This is a genomic window from Fulvivirga sedimenti, assembly GCF_020328055.1.
This window is the reverse complement of the sequence record NZ_JAIXNE010000004.1, coordinates 1,065,195-1,089,528: the sequence shown is the minus strand read 5'-3', so window position 1 is coordinate 1,089,528 and position 24,334 is coordinate 1,065,195. Positions and strand designations below refer to the sequence as shown.

The 24,334-nt window shown below is 44.9% G+C and carries 20 protein-coding genes and 1 tRNA gene; 5 read left to right on the top strand and 16 right to left on the bottom strand.

Annotation, left to right across the window (positions count from 1 at the left end; genetic code table 11):
• Positions 1-2 precede the first annotated feature (2 nt).
• The 8 genes from pth to LDX50_RS22805 form a co-directional block, all read right to left on the bottom strand.
• On the bottom strand, positions 3-563 hold the full coding sequence (gene pth, locus LDX50_RS22840; protein ID WP_225698527.1) for an aminoacyl-tRNA hydrolase: 561 nt from the start codon (positions 561-563) through the stop codon (positions 3-5).
• A 69-nt stretch (positions 564-632) separates the two neighbouring features.
• The gene (locus LDX50_RS22835; RefSeq protein ID WP_225698526.1) at positions 633-1,295 is read right to left on the bottom strand and encodes a 50S ribosomal protein L25/general stress protein Ctc; all 663 of its coding nucleotides are present in this window, start codon (positions 1,293-1,295) and stop codon (positions 633-635) included.
• 24 nt (positions 1,296-1,319) lie between these two features.
• Positions 1,320-2,252, bottom strand: coding sequence for a ribose-phosphate pyrophosphokinase (locus LDX50_RS22830; protein ID WP_225698525.1), 933 nt, complete (start codon positions 2,250-2,252; stop codon positions 1,320-1,322).
• 60 nt (positions 2,253-2,312) lie between these two features.
• Positions 2,313-2,385, bottom strand: a tRNA-Gln gene (locus LDX50_RS22825).
• A 71-nt stretch (positions 2,386-2,456) separates the two neighbouring features.
• On the bottom strand, positions 2,457-3,032 hold the full coding sequence (locus LDX50_RS22820; protein ID WP_225698524.1) for a DUF4136 domain-containing protein: 576 nt from the start codon (positions 3,030-3,032) through the stop codon (positions 2,457-2,459).
• A gap of 85 nt (positions 3,033-3,117) precedes the next feature.
• Positions 3,118-6,816, bottom strand: a complete 3,699-nt coding sequence (gene purL, locus LDX50_RS22815; RefSeq protein ID WP_225698756.1) for a phosphoribosylformylglycinamidine synthase — start codon at positions 6,814-6,816, stop codon at positions 3,118-3,120.
• A gap of 85 nt (positions 6,817-6,901) precedes the next feature.
• Positions 6,902-7,267, bottom strand: coding sequence for a hypothetical protein (locus LDX50_RS22810; RefSeq protein ID WP_225698523.1), 366 nt, complete (start codon positions 7,265-7,267; stop codon positions 6,902-6,904).
• Positions 7,268-7,305: 38 nt separating this feature from the next.
• Entirely contained in the window at positions 7,306-8,130 is an 825-nt protein-coding gene (locus LDX50_RS22805; RefSeq protein WP_225698522.1) for an alpha/beta fold hydrolase, read from the bottom strand.
• Positions 8,131-8,271: 141 nt separating this feature from the next.
• Between LDX50_RS22805 and LDX50_RS22800 the strand changes: the two genes are divergently transcribed.
• From LDX50_RS22800 to LDX50_RS22780, 5 genes are read left to right on the top strand one after another with little or no spacing between them, the layout of a single operon-like run.
• On the top strand, positions 8,272-8,892 hold the full coding sequence (locus tag LDX50_RS22800; RefSeq protein WP_225698521.1) for a TetR/AcrR family transcriptional regulator: 621 nt from the start codon (positions 8,272-8,274) through the stop codon (positions 8,890-8,892).
• Positions 8,889-10,280, top strand: coding sequence for a TolC family protein (locus LDX50_RS22795; RefSeq protein WP_225698520.1), 1,392 nt, complete (start codon positions 8,889-8,891; stop codon positions 10,278-10,280). The genes LDX50_RS22800 and LDX50_RS22795 overlap by 4 nt, the downstream gene beginning before the upstream one ends.
• A 28-nt stretch (positions 10,281-10,308) precedes the next feature.
• The gene (locus LDX50_RS22790; RefSeq protein WP_225698519.1) at positions 10,309-11,472 is read left to right on the top strand and encodes an efflux RND transporter periplasmic adaptor subunit; all 1,164 of its coding nucleotides are present in this window, start codon (positions 10,309-10,311) and stop codon (positions 11,470-11,472) included.
• A 6-nt stretch (positions 11,473-11,478) separates the two neighbouring features.
• Positions 11,479-14,883: an efflux RND transporter permease subunit gene (locus LDX50_RS22785; protein ID WP_225698518.1), complete on the top strand. Its 3,405-nt coding sequence runs from the start codon at positions 11,479-11,481 to the stop codon at positions 14,881-14,883.
• A gap of 41 nt (positions 14,884-14,924) precedes the next feature.
• Positions 14,925-16,187 (top strand): metallophosphoesterase, encoded by a 1,263-nt coding sequence (locus LDX50_RS22780; protein ID WP_225698517.1) that lies wholly within the window; start codon positions 14,925-14,927, stop codon positions 16,185-16,187.
• Here the strand turns inward: LDX50_RS22780 and LDX50_RS22775 are convergent.
• The 8 genes from LDX50_RS22775 to LDX50_RS22740 form a co-directional block, all read right to left on the bottom strand.
• Complete coding sequence (locus tag LDX50_RS22775) at positions 16,171-16,623, bottom strand: hypothetical protein (RefSeq protein WP_225698516.1); 453 nt, start codon at positions 16,621-16,623, stop codon at positions 16,171-16,173. The genes LDX50_RS22780 and LDX50_RS22775 overlap by 17 nt on opposite strands.
• Positions 16,623-16,994: a DUF3127 domain-containing protein gene (locus tag LDX50_RS22770; RefSeq protein WP_225698515.1), complete on the bottom strand. Its 372-nt coding sequence runs from the start codon at positions 16,992-16,994 to the stop codon at positions 16,623-16,625. Before LDX50_RS22770 ends, LDX50_RS22775 begins: the two co-directional genes overlap by 1 nt.
• Before the next feature lie 159 nt (positions 16,995-17,153).
• Entirely contained in the window at positions 17,154-19,043 is a 1,890-nt protein-coding gene (locus LDX50_RS22765) for a ComEA family DNA-binding protein (RefSeq protein WP_225698514.1), read from the bottom strand.
• Positions 19,021-19,803, bottom strand: coding sequence for a hypothetical protein (locus LDX50_RS22760; protein WP_225698513.1), 783 nt, complete (start codon positions 19,801-19,803; stop codon positions 19,021-19,023). Before LDX50_RS22760 ends, LDX50_RS22765 begins: the two co-directional genes overlap by 23 nt.
• 41 nt (positions 19,804-19,844) lie before the next feature.
• Positions 19,845-21,275, bottom strand: a complete 1,431-nt coding sequence (locus tag LDX50_RS22755; RefSeq protein WP_225698512.1) for a POTRA domain-containing protein — start codon at positions 21,273-21,275, stop codon at positions 19,845-19,847.
• A 92-nt stretch (positions 21,276-21,367) separates the two neighbouring features.
• The gene (locus tag LDX50_RS22750) at positions 21,368-22,543 is read right to left on the bottom strand and encodes a prolipoprotein diacylglyceryl transferase (protein ID WP_225698511.1); all 1,176 of its coding nucleotides are present in this window, start codon (positions 22,541-22,543) and stop codon (positions 21,368-21,370) included.
• Positions 22,544-22,593: 50 nt separating this feature from the next.
• The gene (locus LDX50_RS22745; RefSeq protein WP_225698510.1) at positions 22,594-23,202 is read right to left on the bottom strand and encodes an RNA polymerase sigma factor; all 609 of its coding nucleotides are present in this window, start codon (positions 23,200-23,202) and stop codon (positions 22,594-22,596) included.
• The gene (locus LDX50_RS22740; protein WP_225698509.1) at positions 23,193-24,224 is read right to left on the bottom strand and encodes a glycosyltransferase; all 1,032 of its coding nucleotides are present in this window, start codon (positions 24,222-24,224) and stop codon (positions 23,193-23,195) included. Before LDX50_RS22740 ends, LDX50_RS22745 begins: the two co-directional genes overlap by 10 nt.
• Positions 24,225-24,334: the final 110 nt, after the last annotated feature.

Here is a 24,334-nt window from a genome sequence, read left to right as displayed (position 1 = left end):
TGCTAGTCATTAAATTCATTCATGGTGCGGACGATCCCGATACTGCAAAAGGAGAGGATCATTTCAGAGGCTTTCTGAATAGGGAATTCCAGCTCCCTGAATTCTTCCTTGCTGAAATTACTCAGAACATAATCAACCTGGTGCCCTTTATGGAAATTATCACCGATCCCGAACTTTAATCGGGGGTAATTTTGTCCGCCGGTAAGGTCTTCAATACTCTTGAGGCCATTGTGACCGGCAGAGGAGCCTTTCGCACGCATACGAAGTTTACCGAAGGGGAGGGCGAAGTCATCAACGACCACCAGCAGGTTCTCTTTTGGTATTTTTAACTCCTGCAGCCAGTATTGGACAGCCTTGCCGCTCAGGTTCATGTATGTGGTGGGCTTGATGAGGTGAATTTTCCGGCCTTTATGTGCGAACTCTGATTTCATCGCGTGTCGCTCGACCTTGAAAGAGGCATCTTTCTCTTTGGCCAGGTAGTCGAGTACAAGAAAGCCGATGTTGTGACGAGTTAGTTCATACTCGGCTCCGATGTTACCCAAACCTGCAATCAAATATTTCATAGGACAAAAATGATAAAAAAAATCCTGTCATGAAGCCATGACAGGATTTTGTATTCTGATGCGGAATAATTAGGATTCAGCACTTTCTTCAGCAGCGCCTTCAGCACCTTCGGCACCTTCAGCAGCTTCAGCTGCAGCCATTTCTTCTTCCAGTTCCTCAGCTTCTTCCTCAGCAGTTTTACCGCGAAGTGCACGTGGAATTTCCACAACCGCAACGGATGCGATTTTCGGATCCAGGATTTCGAAATCTACTTCGTTAATTTCACCTACCTTGATAGATCGTCCGAAGTCAAGTTTTTCAAGACGAACCTCAATGAATTCAGGCATGTTTTTAGGCAGCGCCTTAATTTTCAGGTATCTTCTTTTCTTAATCAGTGTTCCACCTTTCGTTACACCAGGGGATGTTCCTTCAAAGTGAACCGGAATATCCATTTTAACAAATTTGCCTTCGAAAAGCTGAAGGAAATCGACGTGAAGGAGTACCTCACTTACCGGGTGGAACTGGATATCCTGCATAATTGCCTGATAAATATCACCTTCAATGTTGAGGGTAACAAAATGGGCACGGTCGGAATAAACCAGGTCACGGAAAAGATACATTGGCGCGTGGAAGTGAACTTGTTCTTCACCACCATAAATCACACATGGTACATTTCCTTCCAGACGAAGCCTTCTGGACTCTGATTTGCCGAGATTTGCTCTTTTAAACCCTATAATCTCAACTGTTTTCATCTTATATTTAATTTAGTTTAGTAATTACGATTGTATAAATAATGCACTAATGGAGCCATGTTCATGAATGGCCCTGATCGCGCCTGCAAAGAGATCGGCTACGGTCAGTACTTTTATTTTTGAAGATTCCCGATTCAATGGAATGGTATCTGTAACCACGAGCTCTTCAAGAACTGAATTTTCAATATTCTCATAGGCATTACCCGATAGTACCGGATGTGTTACCACCGCACGTACCGAGTTCGCTCCTTTTTCCTTTAGCAGGGCTGCTGCCTTGCACATGGTTCCTCCCGTATCGATCAGGTCATCGACCATGACCACATCCTTGCCTTCCACATCTCCAATAAGACGCATTGAAGCCACTTCATTGGCACGTTGACGGTGTTTGTCACAGACAACCAGTTCAGCGTTAAAGAACTTTGCAAATGCCCTTGTCCGCTTTACACCACCTACGTCAGGAGACGCGAAGATCAGATCAGGCAATTGAATTGATTTGAGATACGGTATGAAAATGGATGTTCCGTCGAGGTGATCCAGCGGAATATCAAAGAATCCCTGGATTTGATCTGCATGAAGATCGCATGTCATAATCCGGTCTGCTCCGGCCGCAGAAAGCAGGTTTGCCATTAGTTTGGCAGCGATCGATACACGCGGCTTATCTTTCCGATCCTGTCGCGCATAGCCAAAATAAGGAACCACAGCCGTCACATACTTTGCACTTGCGCGTTTGGCTGCGTCGATCATTAATAATAATTCAAGAAGGTTGTCGGTAGGCGGGAAGGTTGACTGGATCAGAAAAACATCCGCACCACGAACAGATTCGCCGAAATATGGAGAGATTTCACCGTCGCTGAAGCGCTGAAGCGTACTTTCGCCCAGGGGCTTTCCATACGCCTTGGCGATCTTTTCAGCCAGGTAGAGTGAACTTTCTCCGGAAAATATTTTTACTTTCGACATACCTATTTTCGGTGAAAAAACGAGGGTGGACAAGCGGCCCACCCTCGTTTTTTTGATAAGTTGCCCGACTAGGGCTCGAACCTAGACTCTTCTGAACCAAAATCAGACGTGTTGCCAGTTACACCATCGGGCATTTTCCCCTCGAATTTGGGATGGCAAAGGTAATATTTATTTTTAAAAAATTACAAGTGCCTTTTAAAATTCTTATGGTGTTTGTGTCATGAGTTCTTTCTTTTCCTCCAGGAACCCATCTGCAAAGAACTGATATTTGTTGAGGATTGAGCGAACAGCATTGCGTACTTCGCGCTGATCGGCAAAATTTACATCTCCGTAATTGTCGGTTGCATACCCCTGCCAGATAGAAACATTTTGCTTCCGGTCAAAAACCTGAATCAGCAGTGTGCCCCGCGGAATATTTAATTTTAACTGATCATAGGACAGATCGCGATCTTTCTTTCGCATCCATTCCTCGATATCCGGCTGTGAATAACCCCGGAAATTCAGACTGTCCATGTAAACAGTGTAGGAAAGAAGTAAATCGGGCTTTCGGTCTCTTAATTTGTAACCCAGAAAATTCATGTGTGATTCAATAGAACCTCGGATCATGCCGCTGATCTCTGTCTTTGAGTCAGTGAAGTTCTCTTCCTGACGAATGAAATCATAGGAATTATACTTATCAAACCGGCCACGGTAGCTGTAGTCGTACTCGACGGGCAATTCTTTGTAACTGAAACAACCCGTCAGAAGAATTAAGAGTGCAATTGAGTAGAGTTTTTTCATGGGTCTTCTAGAATTTAGGGCCTATGAAATTACCTAAAAAAACCCAATTCGTTAATACAATTGGAAATAAAAACAATTTTGTCGGCTACAAAACATTTTGATTTTCAAGCCAGATTCGTGCAGAAATGAACGGTATAATCCAGGGTGAAACTTCATCTTTACTTCGATTGGAAGGATAGTATGCCCAGTTCCAGGGGTATAATGACCGTTCAATATGCGGCATTATGGCAAGATGACGCCCATCCTCCGATATGAGTGCCGCTGTCGCAAAATCTGAACCGTTCGGATTGCCCGGATAATTTTCGTATGCATACTGTGCCGCGATACCATAATTTTGTTTGCCTTCAGGCAAAACAAATTTTCCTTCACCATGTGCAAGCCATACTCCCAGCCGTGATCCTGCCAGCGCACTTAACATGACTGAATTGTTTTCCGGTATTTCGATGTTTACAAAGGCCGACTCGAATTTCCCTGAGCTGTTATGGTGCATTTTCGGATGATGGGGCCTGTCCGGGTATAACAAACCTAATTCCATCATAAGCTGACAGCCGTTACAAACTCCCAGGCTCAATGTATCCTCCCTTGCATAAAAGTCTTTCAGAGCCTTGTTGGCTTTTTCGTTATAAATAAAGGCTCCTGCCCAGCCCTTAGCTGATCCTAATACATCGGAATTGGAAAAACCACCGACGAAAACGATCATTTGAACATCCGAAAGGTCTTCTCGTCCGCTGATCAGATCAGTCATGTGAATATCTTTCACCTCGAAACCTGCCTGATACAGGGTCCAGGCCATCTCACGGTCACCGTTCACGCCCTTTTCACGTATGATTGCGCACTTGATTTTACCAGGGGAAGTACGGCGAAGTGACAGATCAAGATCTGCCAGGGAACCACTGAATTGTTCCGGAAAATGAAAGTTTAGGGGCTGAACGGCAAAGTTTGCATATCGCTGCTCCGCGTGGCTGGTTTCGCGTTGATTCCGGTCCATGAGATATGAATTGGTAAACCAGGTATTTCTTAACTCATGAACATTCAGCTGAAAACGTTTTCCACGATGCCTCAGGTCCACCAAATGATTGGTTGTTACCTGTCCGATTCTGTAGGCAAGCAGATCATATTTCTCAAAAACCTCATTTGCGATATCATTATCCCTTACCTGAACAACAACGCCGGGTTTTTCAGAAAAGAGTATTTTAACCAGATCCGATTCCGGTAATTCAGAAAGATCAAGATCCAGGCCGCACTCGGTTGAAGGGAAGCACATTTCGAGCAGTGTCGTGATCAATCCTCCTGATGCAATATCATGACCGGCGACCAGCTGTTCTCTACCTACCAGAATTTGAATGGCATGAAAGCATTTGGCGAAATATTCACTATCCTGCACATCCGGCGGTGTCGCGCCGATTTTGCTGATTACCTGGGCAAAAGAACTTCCATCAAGGGAAAACGCGCCTCCTGCAAAATCAATATAGTAAATGCTGCCTCCGGCCTGGCTATCCGCTACGGGGGTTATGGTTTTGCGAATATCACTCACTTCACCCACCGAACTTACGATGACTGTTCCAGGTGAAGAAACGGTTTTTCCATCTGGATATTTTTGCGTCATCGACAGTGAATCTTTTCCCGTAGGTACGTTGATTCCCAGCGAAATTGCGAATTCACTAAGTGCCTCTACGGCTGCATAGAGCCTGGCATTTTCTCCGGCGTTTCGTGTTGGCCACATCCAGTTGGCACTCAGGGATACGCCGTTCAGGCCGTGACGCAGCGGCGCCCATACCAGGTTGGTTAGTGCTTCAGCTACAGCAAGTCTTGATCCGGCACCCGGATCGGCCAGGGCTGCTACCGGCGCATGGCCAATCGAAGTAGCCACACCTTCAAATCCGCTATAATCCAGCGCCATCACCCCTACGTTGTTCAGCGGAAGCTGAATTGACCCGCAGGTCTGTTGTGTGGCAACTTTTCCGGTTACAGAACGGTCTACTTTATTTGTCAGCCAATCTTTACAAGCTACTGCTTCCAGCTGTAATACCTGTTCGATATACTGGTTGAGCATATCAGCATCATAGGAAACAGGGGCAAAGGATTCTGTTGAGGTCGTATCTTCAAGTATCGTCCTGGGAGATGATCCGAACATGTGTCCTAAAGACCAATCCATCGGATTATGACCGGTTTTTTTATTTTCGAAAACAAATTTATGATCACTGGTTACTTCACCGACCTCGTAAATAGGCGCGCGTTCACGTTCAGCAACCTTTCTGAGGGTTTCCACATCCTTTTGATGCATCACGAGTCCCATGCGCTCCTGGGATTCGTTTCCGATGATCTCCTTGTCGGAAAGGGTCGGGTCGCCAACGGGTAACTTGTTCACCTCAATTCGGCCGCCTGATGCTTCCACCAGTTCGGAAAGACAATTAAGATGCCCACCGGCACCATGATCGTGAATCGAAACGATGGGATTCTCCGCCTGTTCCTGCATCGCGCGGATGGCATTCATTACACGTTTCTGCATTTCCGGATTGCTTCGCTGTACAGCATTCAGCTCAATGCGGTTGTCAAATTCACCGGTATCAACCGATGAGACTGCTCCTCCGCCCATACCGATTCGATAATTATCACCACCCATGACAATGATTCTGTCGCCCGCTACGGGCTGACCTTTCTGACTGTCGGATTTTTTTCCAAATCCGATACCACCGGCAAGCATGATTACCTTATCATACCCAAGGACCGAATCATTTTCCTTGTGCTCGAATGTCAGCAGGCTTCCACTGATCAGCGGCTGCCCAAATTTATTTCCAAAGTCACTGGCTCCGTCTGAGGCCTTAATCAGAATATCCAGGGGTGTCTGGTACAACCACGGACGTTCCGGAACTTCATTCTCCCACGGCTTGTCATCCGCAGTGCGTGGATAGGAGGTCATGTATACGGCTGTTCCCGCGAGCGGTAAACTGCCTTTACCACCGGCCAGTCGGTCGCGAATTTCGCCGCCGCTGCCGGTGGCCGCTCCGTTAAATGGCTCTACCGTTGTCGGGAAATTATGTGTTTCAGCCTTCAGACTGAGAACGGTTTCAATGCGTCTGGTGGCAAAGAAGTCGGCAATGTCCTGTCGGACAGGCGCAAACTGATCTACTTCCGGACCTTCGATGAAGGCAACATTATCCTTATAGGCGGAAACGATGAAATTGGGATTTCTTTTGGAAGTTTCCTTGATGAGCTGAAACAGCGTATGGTGTTTAGTTTCACCGTCAATGATGAATTCCCCGTTAAATATCTTGTGCCTGCAGTGTTCAGAATTTACCTGTGAGAATCCGAATACTTCGCTGTCGGTGAGTTTTCTTCCCAGATCCCTGCTTACCGATTCCAGGTATTCAATTTCTTCATCGCTCAGCGCCAGTCCCTCTGCTTTGTTGTAAGCTGCAATATCTTTGATTTCACGTACGGGTTCCGGGTCATGGGCAATATCAAAAATTTCCTGGTCAAGCCCTGAATATTTCATTTGCAGCATCCGGTCGAATTCAAGATGATCTTCATCGGCCCGGTGGAACATTTCAATACGCTGAATTCCCCTGATTCCCATATTCTGAGTGATCTCCACCGCATTTGTACTCCACGGAGTGATCATTTCTTTCCTCGGCCCTATGTGGGTGCCTGAGAGTTCATCCTGCTCAAGCGACTCGGCGTCACCGAACAGCCAGCACAGTTTTGTTATATCTTCTTGAGAAAGGGTATGGGAGGTTCCGACGGCATAAACGGTGTCATGCAGTCCAAGGAAGAAACGGATCATCATGATTGCATTGCTATTATGCTGCAAAAGTAGCTAAAAGAAAATAAAGAAGTACGGTCTTTTGCTGAATTGGAAAAGAGGCCTGCTAGAAGAACTTCTTGTAGTTTTTCTCATCCGACCAGAATTCATGGCAAGCATCGATATGGTCTTTTTTGAATGATTTATCTTTTTTCAATTCTTTCCATTCTCCCAGACCCAGTCGTTCGCACATTTTATAAAAGCGATCGTCCTGTCCGTTTTTGCCATTTTTCACCAGCGCACTAAGCAAAGGTCTTCCCGCCTCATGTTCAGTTTCGGATATTTCATCCAGGATCTCTCCCAGAAGCTGCTTCTCATGTTTTATATCCATGTTCAAACCAAGATCCGTTGTAACAATGAGCCTGCGATAGGATACAGGCATAGGATCGGTACGTGAAAGCTGAATTAATTTATTTCGTATGCGTGTATTCAAGAGTATCAGGGGTTTATCCGAATAACAAAAATAATGAATTAGATACTTTTTTGCCTATGTATTGCGGCAACCTTTGCAATTAGCTGGTTGTGACCACTTTCAATTTCTATCAGGTCGGCCTTTCTTACATATTTAAGCAGGTTTTCCATCGCATCGGGGGTGATGATACGGTCATATTTTCCTACGTAGATGGTTAATGGGATTTCATATTGATTTATCAGGTCTGCGGTTTCCTTCATTCGGAATGTAAGGGGTTTGAACATAATCCAGGAATAATAGACCCGTCGTCTTTTTTTGCGTGTATCCATATGGAGGGAGGCGAATTTACTCAGACCTTTATCCAGCAGACCGGCTTTTTCCACCAGGTTCACCAGGTTGTAGAATCGCCAGGGCTTCACGATCATACTTCTGAAATATGGCTTGATCACCAGCGGATAACTGGCAAGGCTGTACCAGGTACTTGTTTTAATGCCGTCGGGTGCCAGCATGATGATCGATTCCACGCGGGACGGAAGCGCGTGCAGTGATGCAAGAACAAACTTCCCGCCCATACTGAAGCCCATCAGTGAAAATCGTTCAATTCTTTCATGATCCAGGAAAGCCACCAGAATCTCCTTCCAGATATCAGGCTGAAGCGAGCCCAGTGAATCGCTCCAAAATGATTTTCCATGGTAAAATATATCGAAGTGGATGGTTGTATAAACTGAATTGTCTTCCAGCGGGAACATATCCGGGGCTGTCTGACCAAAGCCGTGAAATGTAAGCAGATGGCGCTTGCCATACCCATGGCGATAATAATGAATGACGATTTCATGCCCCCGAATCTTCAGGTGAAGATGTTCTTCCTTTCCGTCCTGTTTCATGATTGAAAAATAATTTAAAAAAAATACACTTTCTACTGAACCTTTTCAAATGGCGTTCGTTAGGACTGCTATAAACCCAGGAAACTTTGATCATGTTAAAAGTTTCCACGGTGTTAAGTTAATGTTAAGTTGGTTAAAACAATGGAAATAAGTGAGAAGATAATTGCCGCAGCCAGTGAATTATTTCAGCGATACGGTGTGCGCAGTGTTTCGATGGATGACATCGCCTATCATTTATCCATGTCTAAGAAAACGCTTTATCAGTATTTCAAGGATAAGGATGAGATCGTAACGACGGCATTCCGCCGCCATATGGATAAGGAGAAGGAGGAGTACGATGAAATCTACAAGGTATCCAAAGACCCTATAGACGAGCTTACAAGGGTTTCTGTTTGCATGAGGAAGGATTTTAAGAACATTAATCCATCCCTGCTTTTTGATATCCGCAAGTATCATCCGACTGCATGGGAGATCTGGCTGGAATTTAAAAACGACCACATATACGGAACAATCACCGACAACCTGAAAAGAGGGATCGAGATGGGATGTTTTCGTAAGGATATAGATGTAGAGGTAATGGCCAAATTACGCCTGGAACAGGTGCAGATGGCATTTGATAACCAGCTCTTTCCACCGGATAAATTTGATCTTCCGTCTACTCAAATGCAGTTTTTTGAACATTTCATACGGGGAATACTCACTGAAAAAGGGGTGAAACTGTATGAAAGCTACCTTAATGAAAAAGAAGCTTCAGAGCTATGAGAAATATAATTGTCCTACTAATTCTGTCCGTTGTCGCCACAACATCTTTCGCACAGGAAACTGCATTAACACTCGAGGAGTGTATAAATTATGCACTTGAGCATAACCAGGAATACCTGAATGCGAACCTTGAAACGGAGATTTCCGATTACGTTGTGAAGGAAACGATTTCCGACGGCTTGCCCCAGCTGAACGGCAACCTTGACCTTACCTATAACATAAAAATTCAGACAAGTTTCATCCAGGATTTCATCTCCCCGGCGGTATATGACGTCCTTCAGGGAGAGGGATTGCTGGAACCGGGGCCTACCCCGGATCCTCAATTCTTCCCGGTTCAGTTCGGGACCAAGTATGCGGGAAATGCCAATATTAGCCTAAACCAGATGGTTTTCGATGGAAGTTTCTTTGTAGGACTGAGGGCAGCCAGAACATTTGCAGAGCTTTCCTACAAGGATCGGATCCGTACCAAGATCGATGTTGTCGAAGGAGTTAGCAAAGCGTATTATCTGGCGATGGTGAATCAGGAGCGGCAGGAACTGATTCTCAAAAACTATCAGCGTCTTGATACGCTCCTTCAGGAAACCCAGGCATTGTATGAAAATGGTTTTGCTGAAAAAATTGATGTAAACCGGATTCAGGTGCAATTCAACAATATCCGGGTCCAGCAGGATAACATTGCCAGGTCAGTTGCCTTGTCCAAGGCCCTGCTGAAATTTCAGATGGGCATGTCACCAAAAGACGACCTCGAATTGAAGGATACCATCGATGAATTGATTTTCCAGGAAGTTCCTGCGCAGGTATTTCAGGATTTCGATTACAATCGACGGATTGAGATGTCCTATCTCCAAACCAATATTGAATTGAATCAGCTGGACATTAAAAACGTGAAAATGGGCTATCTGCCAGACATCGACCTCTATGGTGCGTTGGGTGCAACAGCCGGAACGCAATCAAGTGGTGAATTATTCAAACCGGGGACAAACTGGTTTGACTACAGTGCGGTTGGTGTGAGAATGCAATTACCCATCTTCGATGGCCTGAGAAAAAGTCATCAGATCCAGCAGCGCAAGATCAAGGCGTTACAGCTCGAAAACTCCAGGGAACAACTGCAGAACTCAATCGATGTCGAAATTCAGCAGTCGGCCACCAACTACCAGCTCGCTGTAGATAACCTGAAGGCCCAGTTGGAGAATATGGATCTCGCCGAGGAAGTATATAATGTCGCGAAGATAAAATACGAAGAAGGAGTGGGTTCCAGCATCGAAGTCACCAATGCCGATGCGGACTATAAAGAATCACAAACGAATTACTACAACGCCCTCTATGATGCGCTTATCGCGAAGGTTGAGCTTCAAAAGGCATATGGCGTCCTGATAGAACAAAACTGAAAATAACAACTTAGAAACCTCAAATCGAATGAAAAATATCCTTTTATATCTCACCGTATCTGCCGCTGTTCTGGCTGGTTGTTCCAGTGGGAACGATTCGCTGGAAGCGAAAAAAGAAAAAGTAGCGGAATACAAAAAAGAATTACACGAGATCAATGTGAAAATCCGTGAGCTTGAAAGCGAGATCGCCTCGCTGGAGGGAGTATCAGAGCAACGAAGTAATGCAATTCTGGTGAATACAAGCCCGGTTCAGCCTACCCGCTTTACACACGCAATTGATGTTCGCGGAAATGTTGCTTCCCGTACGAATGTTTTTCTCTCTTCTGAAACGGGAGGTGCCATTCAACAGGTTCGTGTTTCAGAAGGAAATGTCGTGAAGAAAGGGGACATCCTGGTAACAATTGACAATGCGATCATCCGGAATAATATTGCAGAGGTAAAAACAGCGCTTGAGCTTGCCGAGGCAGTTTTTGAACGCCAGAGTAACCTGTGGGAGAAAAAGATCGGAACGGAAATTCAATACCTCGAAGCAAAAAACCGTAAGGAATCACTTGAAAGGCAACTAACAACACTTGAGACGCAGTTGAGTAAGACCATCATCCGGGCTCCGTTTGCCGGAAGTGTCGATGCCGTAGAAGCAAAGGTTGGACAGATGGCTCAGCCTGGGATGCCTTTGGTGCAGATTGTAAATCAAAATGACATGTACATTGAAGCAGACGTTTCGGAGCGCTTTATTGGAGACTTTAAGAAAGGGGATCATGTAGAAGTATTTTTCCCGATTGTGAACCGAAAGATCGAAACTTCCATCATCGCGGTGAGCGAAATCATTAACCTGGAAAACCGTACGTTCAAAATTGAGATGCGCATGCCTAAGGTGGATTTTGTCGTGAAGCCTAACCAGGTTGTGGTGATTCAGCTAATCGATTATACACGGGATTCTACGATTGTCGTACCTACCGAACTTATTTTGTCTGATGCCGACGGCAAGTTCCTCTATGTTGTGGAGGATCAGGATAATCAGCAGGTCGCCGCCAAAGCCCGCATTAGTGTTGGAATGACAAGTGAAGGGAAGACTGAAATCCTTGACGGACTGGAAATAGGGGATTTAGTCGTGCTGCAGGGGTACCGTGATCTCACCGAAGGAACCATTGTCGAACAAACAGAGAAGTCTACAGAAACTGCCAAACTCTAATTTAACATGGCTGATAATAACGAAATAAAAAAGGGTGATTTCCAGGAGAAGGAATTCGGGTTGACGGTCGCATCTCTCAATAACCGGACAACCGTGTTTTTCCTGCTTTTCCTGATCGTGGTAATGGGTATCAATTCTTATATCTCATTGCCCAAGGAAAGCTATCCCGAAGTTACCCAGCCGATGGTATATATCGGTACCGCATATCCGGGCAATTCACCTGTGGATATTGAAAATCTCATTACCAGGCCGCTCGAAAAGGAGATCAATGATATTTCGAACCTGGACAACATCAAGTCAACCTCGGTTCAGGATTTTTCAACGATCATTGCTGAATTTGATGCCGATATTGATATTGAGGATGCGCTTCAAAAGGTAAAAGATGCCGTTGACAGGGCCAAGCAGGATCTTCCTTCCGACCTCGATCAGGATCCCAACGTATTCGAAATGAATTTTTCGGAATTCCCGATTATGAACATCAACCTTTCGGGAAATTACCGGGTCGAAAAACTGGAAGAGATTGCCGAGGACTTCAAGGATGAGCTCGAGAAAATATCCGAGGTTTCCTACGTTGAGATTCGTGGCGTAGATGAAAAGGAAGTAAAAATAATGGCAGACCCCTACCTGATGGACGCCCGGCAGGTGAACTTTTCCGATATCGAGAACGCGATCAGGGGAGAGAACATCACTTTTTCCGGCGGAAGCATCAGGGAAGGAGATATCCGGCGTACCATTCGTGTTGTTGGTGAATTTAGCGATCCCCTGCAGATGCTGGATATTGTGATCAAGCATCAGGATAATAACATTGTTTATCTGCGGGATGTGGCTGATGTTGAATTTGATTACAAGGAAAAACAAAGCTATGCACGCCTGGATCAGCGCCCGGTTGTTTCTGTGGATGTCGTGAAGCGAAGTGGTGAGAACCTGTTGATCGCCACCGACAAGATTAATCAGAAGATCGATGAGATGAAACAGAAGTATCCCGCTGATCTGGAGTTCAATATTACCAACGATCAAAGCCAGATGACCCGGGATCTCGTGAATAGCCTTGAAAATAATATTATTTCGGGAGTTATACTGGTTGTACTTGTACTGCTGTTCTTCCTGGGTACACGCAACGCATTGTTTGTGGGAATCGCTATTCCTGTATCCATGTTCATGTCATTTCTTATTCTGAGCTTCCTGGGCATTTCGATCAATATGATGATCCTTTTCTCACTGATCCTCGCACTTGGGATGCTGGTTGATAACGGTATTGTAATTGTTGAGAACGTTTATCGCCTGATGGAAGATGGCATGACACCCTGGGAAGCAACCAAACTGGGCGTTAGTGAAGTGGCGTGGCCCATCATTACCTCAACAGCTACCACGCTGGCGGCATTCCTGCCACTTGTGTTATGGCCGGGTCTGATCGGTGAATTCATGCGCTACCTGCCAATAGGGGTAATCATTACGCTGGCATCCTCATTATTTGTAGCCCTGGTGATCAACCCTGCGCTGATATCAATGTTTATGAAGATTGAGGATCATTCCAAAATTGACCATTTTAAGACGTTGCGAAATGCCGGAATACTGTTACTGATCGGAATCGCACTTGTTTTTACACCGGTCATGTGGCTTGGAAATATATTGATTTTCTTTGGCTTGCTGATTCTGCTGAATGTATATATTCTGATGCCTTTGTCGGACCGCTTTCAGCGAAGTTTTCTTCCATGGCTTGAGGAAATCTACTGGAACACCGTCAATTATGCCCTTGTCGGTTTCAGACCATATCTTATTTTTTGGGGAACAGTTGCACTTCTGGTAGTTGCTGTGTTCCTGAATGCTGCATTTCCACCTAAGGTGGAGTTCTTTCCGGAGAATATGCCAAAGTATGTCAATGTATTCATTGAGTTTCCGGATGGCACGGATATTGAAAAAACCAATTCCTTTTCGAAGGAGATAGAAAGCCGTATAGCCCGCGTAATAGAGCCCTATAACGAAATAGTGGAATCGATGATTGCCAAGGTTGGCCAGGATACGGCAGATCCAAATGATCCGTCTGCCTTCGGACAGTCGGACACCCCCAATAAGGCACGCATTACTGTAAATTTCGTTGAATTCAAGGAAAGAGGGGGGGTAGATACCCGAAAAGTGATGTCAGAAATCAGGGAAGCGGTGCAGGGATACCCGGGAGTTAATATAGCTGTAGATAAGGATAATATGGCTCCCCCAACGGGTAAGCCTGTAAATATTGAAGTGACGGGAGAGGATATTCCAAAGTTGATCAGCGTGGTGGAAGACATGAAGAAGTATATCAATGAGGCGGGAATAGACGGTATTGAACAGCTTCAAAGTGATATGAGCATTGGAAAGCCTGAATTGCTCGTTAATATAGACAGGGAAAAGGCACGTCGATTCGGATTATCAACCCAGACGATCGCGAATGAAATTCGTACCTCTTTGTTCGGTAAGGAAATTTCAAAATTTAAACAGGGTGAGGACGATTATGAGATCCAGCTACGGCTTCAGGATGAATATCGCTATGACCTGGAAGCGCTCAGAAACAAATCCATCACGTTTAGAAACCAGGTGAATGGGCGCATTATGCAAATTCCCATTTCATCGGTGGCAGAGCTCGAACTCAGTACTACCTATGGATCTGTGCGTCGTAAGGACCTTGATCGCGTGATTACCCTTTATTCCAATGTTCTGGCTGGCGCCAATGCAACGGAGATCAATGACCAGCTGAAGGTACTTCTGGAGGATTTTGAAATGCCGGCCGGCTACTCCTATAAATTTGGGGGTGAGCAGGAAAAACAAGCAGAGGAATTGGCATTCCTGCAACAGGCGCTTGTTCTTGCGGTTTTCATCATATTTATGATCATCGTTGCGCAGTTCAATAAAGTTACTACCCCACTTATCATCATGTCGTCAGTGGCCCTAAGTACGGCAGGCGTGCTGCTGGGATTATTCATTTTCGATATGAAATTCGTCATCATCATGATGATGATCGGAATTATTTCACTTGCCGGTGTGGTTGTAAATAATGCCATCGTGCTGGTGGATTTCATTGAGCTGATCCGGAAGCGCAAGCAAAAGGAACTGGGCGTAGACCGTCTTGATTTTCAGCATATCAATGAAGCGATCGCAGAGGCAGGAAAAACACGTTTGCGTCCGGTTCTGCTGACGGCTATTACAACGATCCTCGGACTGATTCCGTTGGCGGTCGGGATCAACTTTGATTTTGTTAAGTTCTTCGCAACCTATGAAGTCGACTTCTACATTGGGGGAGATAACGTGGTATTCTGGGGACCCATGTCGTGGACCATTATTTTCGGATTGACGTTTGCAACTTTCCTTACGCTAATTGTTGTTCCGGTCATGTATCAGTTCTTTGCGAAGATCAATCGCAAATTGAATATAAGTTAAATTAAAGGGGGACATCGAACAGGTGTCCTCCATCAGACATAATGAATAGAGTTTTTGTGATCGGTGTTGTTTTAGCAATTCTCCTCTTGATTGACATATATGTTTATCAGGCGGTGAGCTTTGTTATGCGAAATTTTTCCTCGACCAGTCAGCAAATCGTGCGCTATACCTATTGGTTCTTTACAGCGGCAACATTTGCGGTCATTCTGCTATATAATTTCGGTGATCCGGATATATGGAAGGGCAGTACCCGGAGCGTTGTATTCACCATTATTTTCATCAATTACTTTTCAAAAGTTTTTGCAGCCCTGTTCCTCGTGGTAGATGATATCATTCGGCTCGGCCGGTGGATTGCAGGCCTGTTTCAATCCGGTGGATCATCTGTTTCTGAAGGACAGACCATTACCCGAAGTGAATTCCTGACGAAGACAGCACTCGTTGCAGGAACTGTGCCATTGCTTACGATGAGTTATGGTATTATCTCCGGGGCGCATGATTACAGAATTCGCAGAAAGACCATTTACCTGCCCAATCTTCCCTCATCTTTTGACGGGATTACCGTTGCACAGTTATCAGATATTCACTCAGGCAGTTTTTTTAACAAAACAGCTGTTAAGGGCGGAGTTGAAATGTTGATGGCTGAAAAGCCTGATATGGTGTTTTTTACCGGCGACCTGGTAAATAATGAAACGTCGGAAGTGAAGGATTATGTGCCAATATTCGAAAAGGTGAAGGCACCGCTGGGCGTTTTCTCCACTACAGGAAATCATGATTACGGAGACTACCGCAGTTGGAACTCTGAGCAAGCCAAAAAACAGAATTTCGAAGATCTGAAAGAAGCCCATCGTTTAATGGGATACGATCTGCTGATGAATGAAAATCGTTATATCGAGGTTGACGGAGAGAAAATTGCGGTCATCGGAATCGAAAACTGGGGGGCTGGCCGGTTTGCCAAATATGGCAAACTTGATGAAGCCATGAAGGGAACTAATGAGGCCCCTGTAAAATTACTTCTTTCGCACGATCCAAGTCACTGGGATGCGCAGGTAAGACCCAACTATCCGGATGTGGATATTGCATTTGCCGGGCATACCCATGGTTTTCAATTCGGTGTAGAATGGGGTGATTTCAAATGGAGTCCTGCACAATATGCCTACAAGCAGTGGGCCGGACTTTATCAGCAGGATCAGCAATATCTCTATGTGAACCGGGGATATGGGTACATCGGTTATCCGGGTCGGATAGGAATTCCACCTGAAATTACGCTGATAACCTTAAAAAAAGGTATTAATCCTCCAGCTTGATCCAGTCATCACTGGATGATACCCCGATGGTACCATCCTGATACTCCATAAGAAAATCGAGCATTACGGGTGTCCTGCACCCCTGAAATGAAGTTTCTCCCGTTGCACGCAGAATGATCGGGTAGGAATAACCATAATCCCTGCTGATCCGTACGAGACTGTCATTCTCATTGATTAGAAATCCATACTCAACTTCAATGGGACCTTTTTTGCAGCCGTTAAGCGCCAATCCAAAAATATCATAAACATATGTGCCGGTACCATCTTCCCGGATTTCCAGGTACCCGTCTTTCGCCCCGGAATATTTTCCATTGAAGCGCGAAACATTATAGGCGGTTCTATACACCTTGCCTTCATACTCCATTTGCCTGACAGGCTCATTCGCTTTTTCCTGGCTGTAAAAAATTGCCAGCAAAAGTATGCCTATTCTGATCATTAAAATGGCAGGTCTTCTTCCCCGTTGGATTCGTTATTGATCCATTCAGGCTCTTCCATGTTGTCCATTCCGGGTGCAGGGGGCATTCCTTCCACATCCTTTTCAAGACGCCATGCCTGTAGTGAGTTGAAATATTTTACCTGTCCCTGGGGGTTGGTCCATTTACGTCCTTTCAGGTTAAAGTATACATTTACCTCATCGCCGGCCGAAAACTGATCCAGCTGTGCACATTTGTCCTGGATCATTTCGAATTGGAGAAATTCTGGATATTGAGGGTTTTCTACGTATTCCAGGACAAAATCACGTTTTTGAAATTTGTCTGAAATTTTTTGTGTAGTGGAGATCTCTAAAATTTTACCTTTTACATTCATGAGTGAGTACTGTTTTCTACAAAACTAAGGGGTGGCATGCGATTACCACAACTTTATCTTTTTTTTCTGAATACAAGTCGCATGACCCATAAAAATATGAGTACGCCAACAAGAATTATGAAGAGTGTGGTCGCATCGATCTGTTCAACGGCATGCATCTTATATTGTATATTTTAGCTGAATTTTTAATTCATGTTCACGGTAACCTGATTTCTCAGGGGATGAAACTGTGAGTGCCCACCGAAACCAGCCCGTCAGGCTTCGGTTAAACCTGTGTCTCACCAGCAGGAAAGCACGGTATCCTTTTCCGTAATACGAAGGTAAGGAAAATGATCCCCAAACATCCCTTTCAAATGTAAATTCCCGCGTATAATAACTGTCGGTTCTGAAATACATGAAGCGCATGTTCCAGGAGGTTCGCGGATTGTCGATGATCCATTCGCAGGACAGCAGCCATCCCTGTTCGGCATCAAGGCTGCTTCTCATGTTATATTGTACCCGGATTCTCATTTCATGCAAGTTCTTTTTCAATACCCAGTGAAATTGATGCCTGTATGTTGTTAGTGATTGGGAATTGCCAGGTGACTGATCTCTTTTTTCGACTTTACTTAATAGCCTGACATTCATATGATCATGAATTGTATATGTCAGATCCAGACGTCCATCCCGGCCCCTTACCGCAGTGTTATGCCGGTATGAATACCAGGGTATCAGATAAAAATCAGCATAGGCAACCAGCAACAGTTTCTTTCGAATGGAGTACCGGAAGCCCAGATACCGTCCGCGTTCATTACTGAACCCCGAACCTGTTTCAGAAAAACCTTTACCATAAAACGTAAAATACCCCGGCTGATATCTTCGTAGCAATAGAATCCATTCCAGATTTCTGCCAGCTGATATTGAAACCCCGGATACCCAGGCTGTAGAACCTGTGGGATTTGCTGCAATTTCAAACCACATCAACAGATTTCTATATCGGTAATTCCCAAACAGGGAAGCTTGTCCGAATGATGAACCTTCCGGCAAGGGATCCTTATACATCCGGTCGTATGCCAGGTTATGGGTAAGCCTGTCTGAATTGATCGCATATCCGAAACGACCATTGGTTCCATGGTATTCCGTGAAATGCCCAATCGATATTATTCCAACTGCCTTACGCTTTTTCTGACTTGCCTGGTCGGAATGATCGCCGGAATTCATGAAGCTTCTGAATGTTTTATCGTTGTAAATACTGGCATCCCTGCGCCGAAAACTAATATAACCGGATGTCTTCCATCGTCCTTTTGAGAGTGTAATTGCGCCACCGCTCATGCCGCTGGATTCACTGAAGGATCCATGGTAGGTTATAAAACTTGCTGCCGAAGGAAGCGGCAGATTTGATCCCTTGCCAAGCTGGAAAGATCCCTGATGAATCAGCCCCTGGCCGGTGTGAACCCTGAAATCTCCAATTATCATCCTTTCAATGATCCCGGAAGGTTGCTTTTGGAAAAAAACATTGATATGATCCGCTCCCCAATATCCCTGTGCCGGGCTGATCTTCCATGTTTCACCCGGATCCTGGTCAAATCGCAAGCCTGCCTTCCATTGCCCGGGCTTATCGAGCGTCATTCTTCCGCGGAAATGTATTCCCGGTCTGGCGGTTTGTTTTTCCGCCAGAAGCATGAATTCCAATGATTCAGGCCGACTCAAAAACCCCTCGGATGTTTCATAATTAAAAGCTAGCTCCGGAATCATGAAATATTGAAGTAACGACCTGATCTTTTCCCGGGTAAATCCGGGGATAGCCTGCAGTTCATATGGTGAAATAATTCTGCCGAATTTTCTTCGATACTGTATGAATTCCTCAATGTCCTTTGAGGTTAGAATATCAATCATCTGAAGGTGTTCCGGGGTTGCTTCCTGCAGGTATTGGGGAAGTTCGCCCATGGCGTCGGGTAAGTTACCCTCCTCAAGAGCAGATTCAAAAAGCAAACCCGCCTGCGCATGAACGTGCAAACTGCCAATCACCCAGGCAAGGATGGTCAAACTATTTTTCAGATTTCGGAACATAGTTGAAACCTGTAATTGACCGCGCTCCCAGGTAAGGGTGGCCGGTGACAGAAACCCCGATTTTCAGTTGTTTATAGTGAAACTGGATACCCAGACTTGCCGACCATCCCGCTGTTTCGATTCCAAAGAGGACCCTCAATTTTTCCAGGACACTTATTTCCCCTCCGAAAATTAATATTGACGGATATGGAGGTTCATGGTTGTATTGTACATTGAATTCTGTGATTCCGGAAATATGAATTTTGACGGCGATGGATTTGAAAAAGACCGGGCTGCCATAGAACAATCGGGTCTGAAATAATGCGCCAATCATAAGTTGCTCACCCAGATCAAACTGAATACCGGCTCCGGTAAAAAGCCGCTCATTTATAATTTGATCGGATCTTTGAGTGATAAGTCCGCCCTGGAAACCAGCACGGATATTGGGTAAGTGGAGCATGACAGCCAGTACACTGCCAACTATGGAGTGTCCCTTACTCCAGAATGCGTGGACTCCTGCGCCGGCCCCCCAGTTTCCCCTGTTCAGTGTCGTGCAGATGTAGCCATTTTGTACACCTGAATCCCCATAAAATTTACCTAATCCTCCTGATATCTGACTGCTCATCATCCCGGCTGGGTTGTGGAATACCGAGGTTCCATGAGTGCCGGTGGTGCCTGAACCTCCCAGGGCGGTTTGGTGCGTTGTAAAAACGGGAAAATCCAGTTGAGCAAACAGGATTGATGGAATGATCAGACAATAAATTGTAAAGAGAAATGGCATCCATCAACAATGTCATTATTGTTATGGACAATGGCTGGCCGTTAGAATTCCTTCTTGAAATTAAGAAAGAACCCCCCTTCCTTTTCAGCATTGAAGCTATATTCAAGACGGAGGACCGCATCATAAAAGGTCACGAAATCAATTCCGAGACCCGTTCCAAAAAGATATTTATTGGAAAGTCGTGTGTTAAGCCCTTCAGTCTCATAGAATTCATAATTCCGGGCATAACCCATATCGAAATAGGTCTTCAGGTAAATTGCGATCGGAATTCTTCGAAACTGCTCAACGGGAATAAATCCTGCATACAGATCTGTAGAAAATATTTTCTTTTTAAAGGTTGTCCGGTTTAGCAGCAGGTGCTGGCCTTCGATCAGGTAAAGCTCATATCCCCGGATATAGTCGCTCCGGTATCCCAAGCCTGAAAGAGAGGAGTAGGGAGGGTTTTCGGGTGCACTAATGTACGCTGCCGAATAGTTCGAAAGATAATAATCCTTGCCAAGCGGAGAATAATGAATGTATTTTACGACCAGTTCTGTTTTATCAAGATCCTTGTAAATACCCAGTCCGTCCTTCCGCAAGGTGGCCTGAAAAAAGTGCCCGTTTAGTGGATAGGCAAATAAATCTCTTCTGTCGATAACGAACTGATAGGAGATGCTGAAATACTGTTGTTTTAAAGAAGAATCACTGTGATAGGAAGGATTGGAAATGAGCAATGTGTCTGAAATGTCATTGTTATTGTAGGTTATATCTACATTATGCCTCGTGAAGAAAGAATTGCGAAACGTATAACCTATATTGATCAGCCGGCGGGTTCTCAATACATCCTCACTGTCAAGAAACTGTGCAACGTGATTTACCGTGCGGTATGCTACATTTTTATTATCTGCATATTGAGCCGCAAAATTCAGTCCGTGTCGCTGTGACTTGTCCACATAAGGCATTTGATATGCGATGGCAAACCGCTTTGTAAATCCGAACTGGGCGTCAAGCCGCAAACGTTCATTTCGTCCGCGGGTATTATTCTGATATAGTTTGAGTCCGTAGGATACACGACTCAGATCACCACCCTGGTTTTGGATCCAGTCATTGAAATTTCGGTCGGCCAGGGAAAATATAGGTACGGGAAAGGTATACCACCGTTCAGAAATCTCAATCAAAATATCAGTTCTGCTTTGAAAGGGGGGCATAACGGTGATTTTCACCGAGTTGAACAACCGGGTGTTCATAATTTTTTTACGGTCGCCTTCCAGTATGATGGCCAGTTCTTTTGACTCGTACACATCACCCGTTTTTACCGTCATTTCCCGCAGAATAATGGGATTTTTGGTCTTTTTATTTCCGACAATAATGATCTTGCCCACTTGATAATAGCGGATGGTATCTGAAGATACACTATCAGCATGTACGGAGTGGTTCAGCGGCAGGCCACTGCCCGTGAAAAGGGAACATAAAGAGATCAGCACAACGAGCATGCCCGGAAATTAAATCTTGGTGGAAAGATAAATATACTATTTATATCAGATTTTCAGTTGGGTAACCCACCCGAATATCCTGAATAGGAAGGTTATTTAATGGTTTTTGGTTCCCGGCCACGCTTTAAAGCACGAAACAGTATGAATATTCCGGCAATGATTAGCGGGATACTCAGAATTTGTCCCATGTTGAACGTGAGATCCTCTTCAAATGCTACCTGGTTTTCCTTGAACAGCTCGTGTACAAAACGCAAACCGAATAAAATGATCAGAAATAGCCCCAGGAGCAACCCCTCCGGTAATTCACTTTTATAGTGAAACCAGATTGCGAACAGCAGGAAAAAGAGCAGCAAACTGGTGGCCGACTCATATAATTGTGTAGGATGTCGGACGATTCCATAAACCGGTACTGTGGCGCGAATCCTGTTATCCTCCAACTGTACCACCTCATAACCCTTGTACAGAATAGAATCATACATGAAGTGATCATTGAGATAATACCTGGAATCTGACAGGTACCTTGGAATATTATTCAGAACAAATCTTTCAACAGCATCCCTGGTATTCACATTGTCCTGCGGTTCATAGGTGAGAATCATATTGATCGGGACATATTGTTCATCGTTCGGAGGCAAATCTGCGATCCTTTGATAATCCACGTTCTCAATACCGGTTTGGGAGGGGCGTTCCAGGAATTCCCTGACGTCCTTTCCGAAAACAACTCCATAATTGCTGTGAGTGGGTTTACCGTAAATTTCAGAATTCATGAAATTTCCAAATCGGATCAGACATCCGGTGAGCGCGACAACAATCACAATTCGATCTACTACCTGTAAATAACTTTGGCCCGGCCGTTTGATCGGCGTAAATACGGGTTTAATCCCTTTAAAATGAACATCATATTTGCTGTAAAGCCACAGTGCAAACAAAATTCCAAACGCCGCTCCGTGGCTGGCAAGTCCGCCTTCCCATATCTTCAGAATCTCAATCGGGTTGGCCAGGTATTTATCCGGCTCATAGAAAAGCACATGGCCAAGACGGGCACCGATGATAGTGGCGATCACCATAAAGACCGTAAGTGTTTCAACATCCTTTTCAGGCTTATTTTCCCGATTATAGATATAAAACATTATCTGTTGACTGACGATAAAGCCTAAAGCAAACAGGAGTCCGTAATACCTAACAGGCCTGCCGCCCATCAGCGGGAGAAAATCAGGGAAATAAAAGAATTCGGGAAGGGTGTCCCAAATCAGGTAGGAGAGTAGCATTCTAATATTATTTTGCCCACAAGAATAAGCAAATCTGGACAGAATGCCTTTTACATATGCTCCTTTTTATTCTTTACAAGGTCATACAGGAGTTCACGGGCACGATGTAATTGCGCTTTAACAGTACCCAGTGGGGCGTCCAGCTCATCGGCGATTTCCTCGTAAGACAGTTCTTCAAAATAGCGGAGTCGTACCAGACGCTGATATTTAGGGGGTAGTTTGGTTACGAAAAGCTGAATGAGTTCAATTTTTTGTGTTTTGATGGCACGTTCCTGCGGGTTCAGATTATGATCCTCCACGTCAATGGTAACTGCGTCCCCGTTGTCATCCTGAAACGAGGTGTCGAGACTCATCGTTTCCAGTTTCTTCTTCCGGATGAAATCGATTGCATTATTGGTTGCAATTCTGAAAAGCCAGGTGCTGAATGTATAGTCCTTCTTGAAGCGATGAAGATTTTTGAATGCCTTCGCAAATGCTTCAATGGTAAGATCCTCCGCGTCATCAACATTACGAACCATTTTCAGGATCATGTGATAGACCGGGCGTTTATAACGCTCCATAAGTTTCGCAAAGGCCTGTTCGTCCCCGTTATTGACCGCATCATCAATGAGGTCAAAATCTTCAAGCGCCTTATCCGAGAACTGTTTTTTTATTTCCATCGGACTGTTTTTCTAAATGTAGCTGCCAAACCCATGACCGGATATAAGATGGCAAACAGCAAATCCATGGGTAAAACCTTCCCGGTGGAAAAAGGTATTTCGAGTTTTTGACATGTCCTTTTAAACGTTAACAGCAGAAAAAGGGTTCGTATAAAAAGCCCTGAAACACTGTAAACCCAACCCATTGGCTGGAAAAGAAGAATACCCATGAAGATATAACCAAATATATGCGATAAAGACAAAACAGCCAATAATCTGCGGGTTGCTGGTCGGTAATGCCGCCCAACGGATAAATGCCGCAATTTTTGGCGGTAATACTCCTTCCACGTCTTTTTGGGATAACTCCAGGTAAGGGCATCCCTGCCGATAACAACACTTGCCGAGTGAGGTCTTACATGCTTATTTACAAAAATATCATCGTCCCCCCCGGTCACATTACCATAACCCCGAAAGCCCTTTTGTTCCACAAAAATCTGCCGTCGATAGGCCAGGTTCCTTCCGACCCCCATATAGGGTTTGCCTGCGAGGGCCATTCCCAGGTAATGGATTCCGGTCCAGATGGTTTCATACCGGATGAAAAGGTTCAGCAGTCCGGGCCCCGGTGTATACATTGAAAACCCAAGCACGAAATCTTTAGTATCAGTGCCAGCCATCATTTGTCGTATCCACTGATCAGATTCAGGAAAACAATCGGCATCTGTGAGAAGTATCCACTCCTTGCGTGCTGCCATGATGCCTATCGACAGGGCATATTTTTTTCCATTGAGATTTGCGGGAAGGTGGTCCACCTTGGCCAGGCGAAGATGGCTGTATGTTTCCTGGAATGCGCGGATTACCTGACGGGTTTCATCTTCAGACCGGTCATCTACAATGATCACTTCATAGTGAGGATAATCCTGACTGCAAAGCGCAGGAATCAGCCTTTCCAGGTTATGCTCCTCATTCCTGGCACAAACTACCACAGAAACAGCAGGAGTTTGATCGTCATTCACAGGTTGATGCCGGGAAAAGGCCCTTAGCATCCGAATTAGGAAATATACCTGAATGAGGATGCAAATGTAAAATACCGTGAGAAGCAAGGGGTAGGGCATGGATTGAAAATAAGAACAAATATACTACAGGGGTTAATATG

Bases quoted from the DNA above. Each gene is read 5' to 3' on its own strand.
- LDX50_RS22805 (WP_225698522.1), bottom strand. From the start codon at position 8,130: ATGAAACAGGACGGAAAGGAAGAACATCTTCACCTGAAGATTCGGGGG.
- LDX50_RS22785 (WP_225698518.1), top strand. From the start codon at position 11,479: ATGGCTGATAATAACGAAATAAAAAAGGGTGATTTCCAGGAGAAGGAA.
- LDX50_RS22750 (WP_225698511.1), bottom strand. From the start codon at position 22,543: ATGCTACTCTCCTACCTGATTTGGGACACCCTTCCCGAATTCTTTTAT.
- LDX50_RS22755 (WP_225698512.1), bottom strand. From the start codon at position 21,275: ATGCTCGTTGTGCTGATCTCTTTATGTTCCCTTTTCACGGGCAGTGGC.
- LDX50_RS22765 (WP_225698514.1), bottom strand. From the start codon at position 19,043: ATGTTCCGAAATCTGAAAAATAGTTTGACCATCCTTGCCTGGGTGATT.
- LDX50_RS22775 (WP_225698516.1), bottom strand. From the start codon at position 16,623: ATGATCAGAATAGGCATACTTTTGCTGGCAATTTTTTACAGCCAGGAA.
- LDX50_RS22795 (WP_225698520.1), top strand. From the start codon at position 8,889: ATGAGAAATATAATTGTCCTACTAATTCTGTCCGTTGTCGCCACAACA.
- pth (WP_225698527.1), bottom strand. From the start codon at position 563: ATGAAATATTTGATTGCAGGTTTGGGTAACATCGGAGCCGAGTATGAA.
- LDX50_RS22800 (WP_225698521.1), top strand. From the start codon at position 8,272: ATGGAAATAAGTGAGAAGATAATTGCCGCAGCCAGTGAATTATTTCAG.
- LDX50_RS22745 (WP_225698510.1), bottom strand. From the start codon at position 23,202: ATGGAAATAAAAAAACAGTTCTCGGATAAGGCGCTTGAAGATTTTGAC.
- LDX50_RS22760 (WP_225698513.1), bottom strand. From the start codon at position 19,803: ATGCCATTTCTCTTTACAATTTATTGTCTGATCATTCCATCAATCCTG.
- LDX50_RS22740 (WP_225698509.1), bottom strand. From the start codon at position 24,224: ATGCTAAGGGCCTTTTCCCGGCATCAACCTGTGAATGACGATCAAACT.
- LDX50_RS22820 (WP_225698524.1), bottom strand. From the start codon at position 3,032: ATGAAAAAACTCTACTCAATTGCACTCTTAATTCTTCTGACGGGTTGT.
- purL (WP_225698756.1), bottom strand. From the start codon at position 6,816: ATGATCCGTTTCTTCCTTGGACTGCATGACACCGTTTATGCCGTCGGA.
- LDX50_RS22835 (WP_225698526.1), bottom strand. From the start codon at position 1,295: ATGAAAACAGTTGAGATTATAGGGTTTAAAAGAGCAAATCTCGGCAAA.
- LDX50_RS22780 (WP_225698517.1), top strand. From the start codon at position 14,925: ATGAATAGAGTTTTTGTGATCGGTGTTGTTTTAGCAATTCTCCTCTTG.
- LDX50_RS22770 (WP_225698515.1), bottom strand. From the start codon at position 16,994: ATGAATGTAAAAGGTAAAATTTTAGAGATCTCCACTACACAAAAAATT.
- LDX50_RS22790 (WP_225698519.1), top strand. From the start codon at position 10,309: ATGAAAAATATCCTTTTATATCTCACCGTATCTGCCGCTGTTCTGGCT.
- LDX50_RS22830 (WP_225698525.1), bottom strand. From the start codon at position 2,252: ATGTCGAAAGTAAAAATATTTTCCGGAGAAAGTTCACTCTACCTGGCT.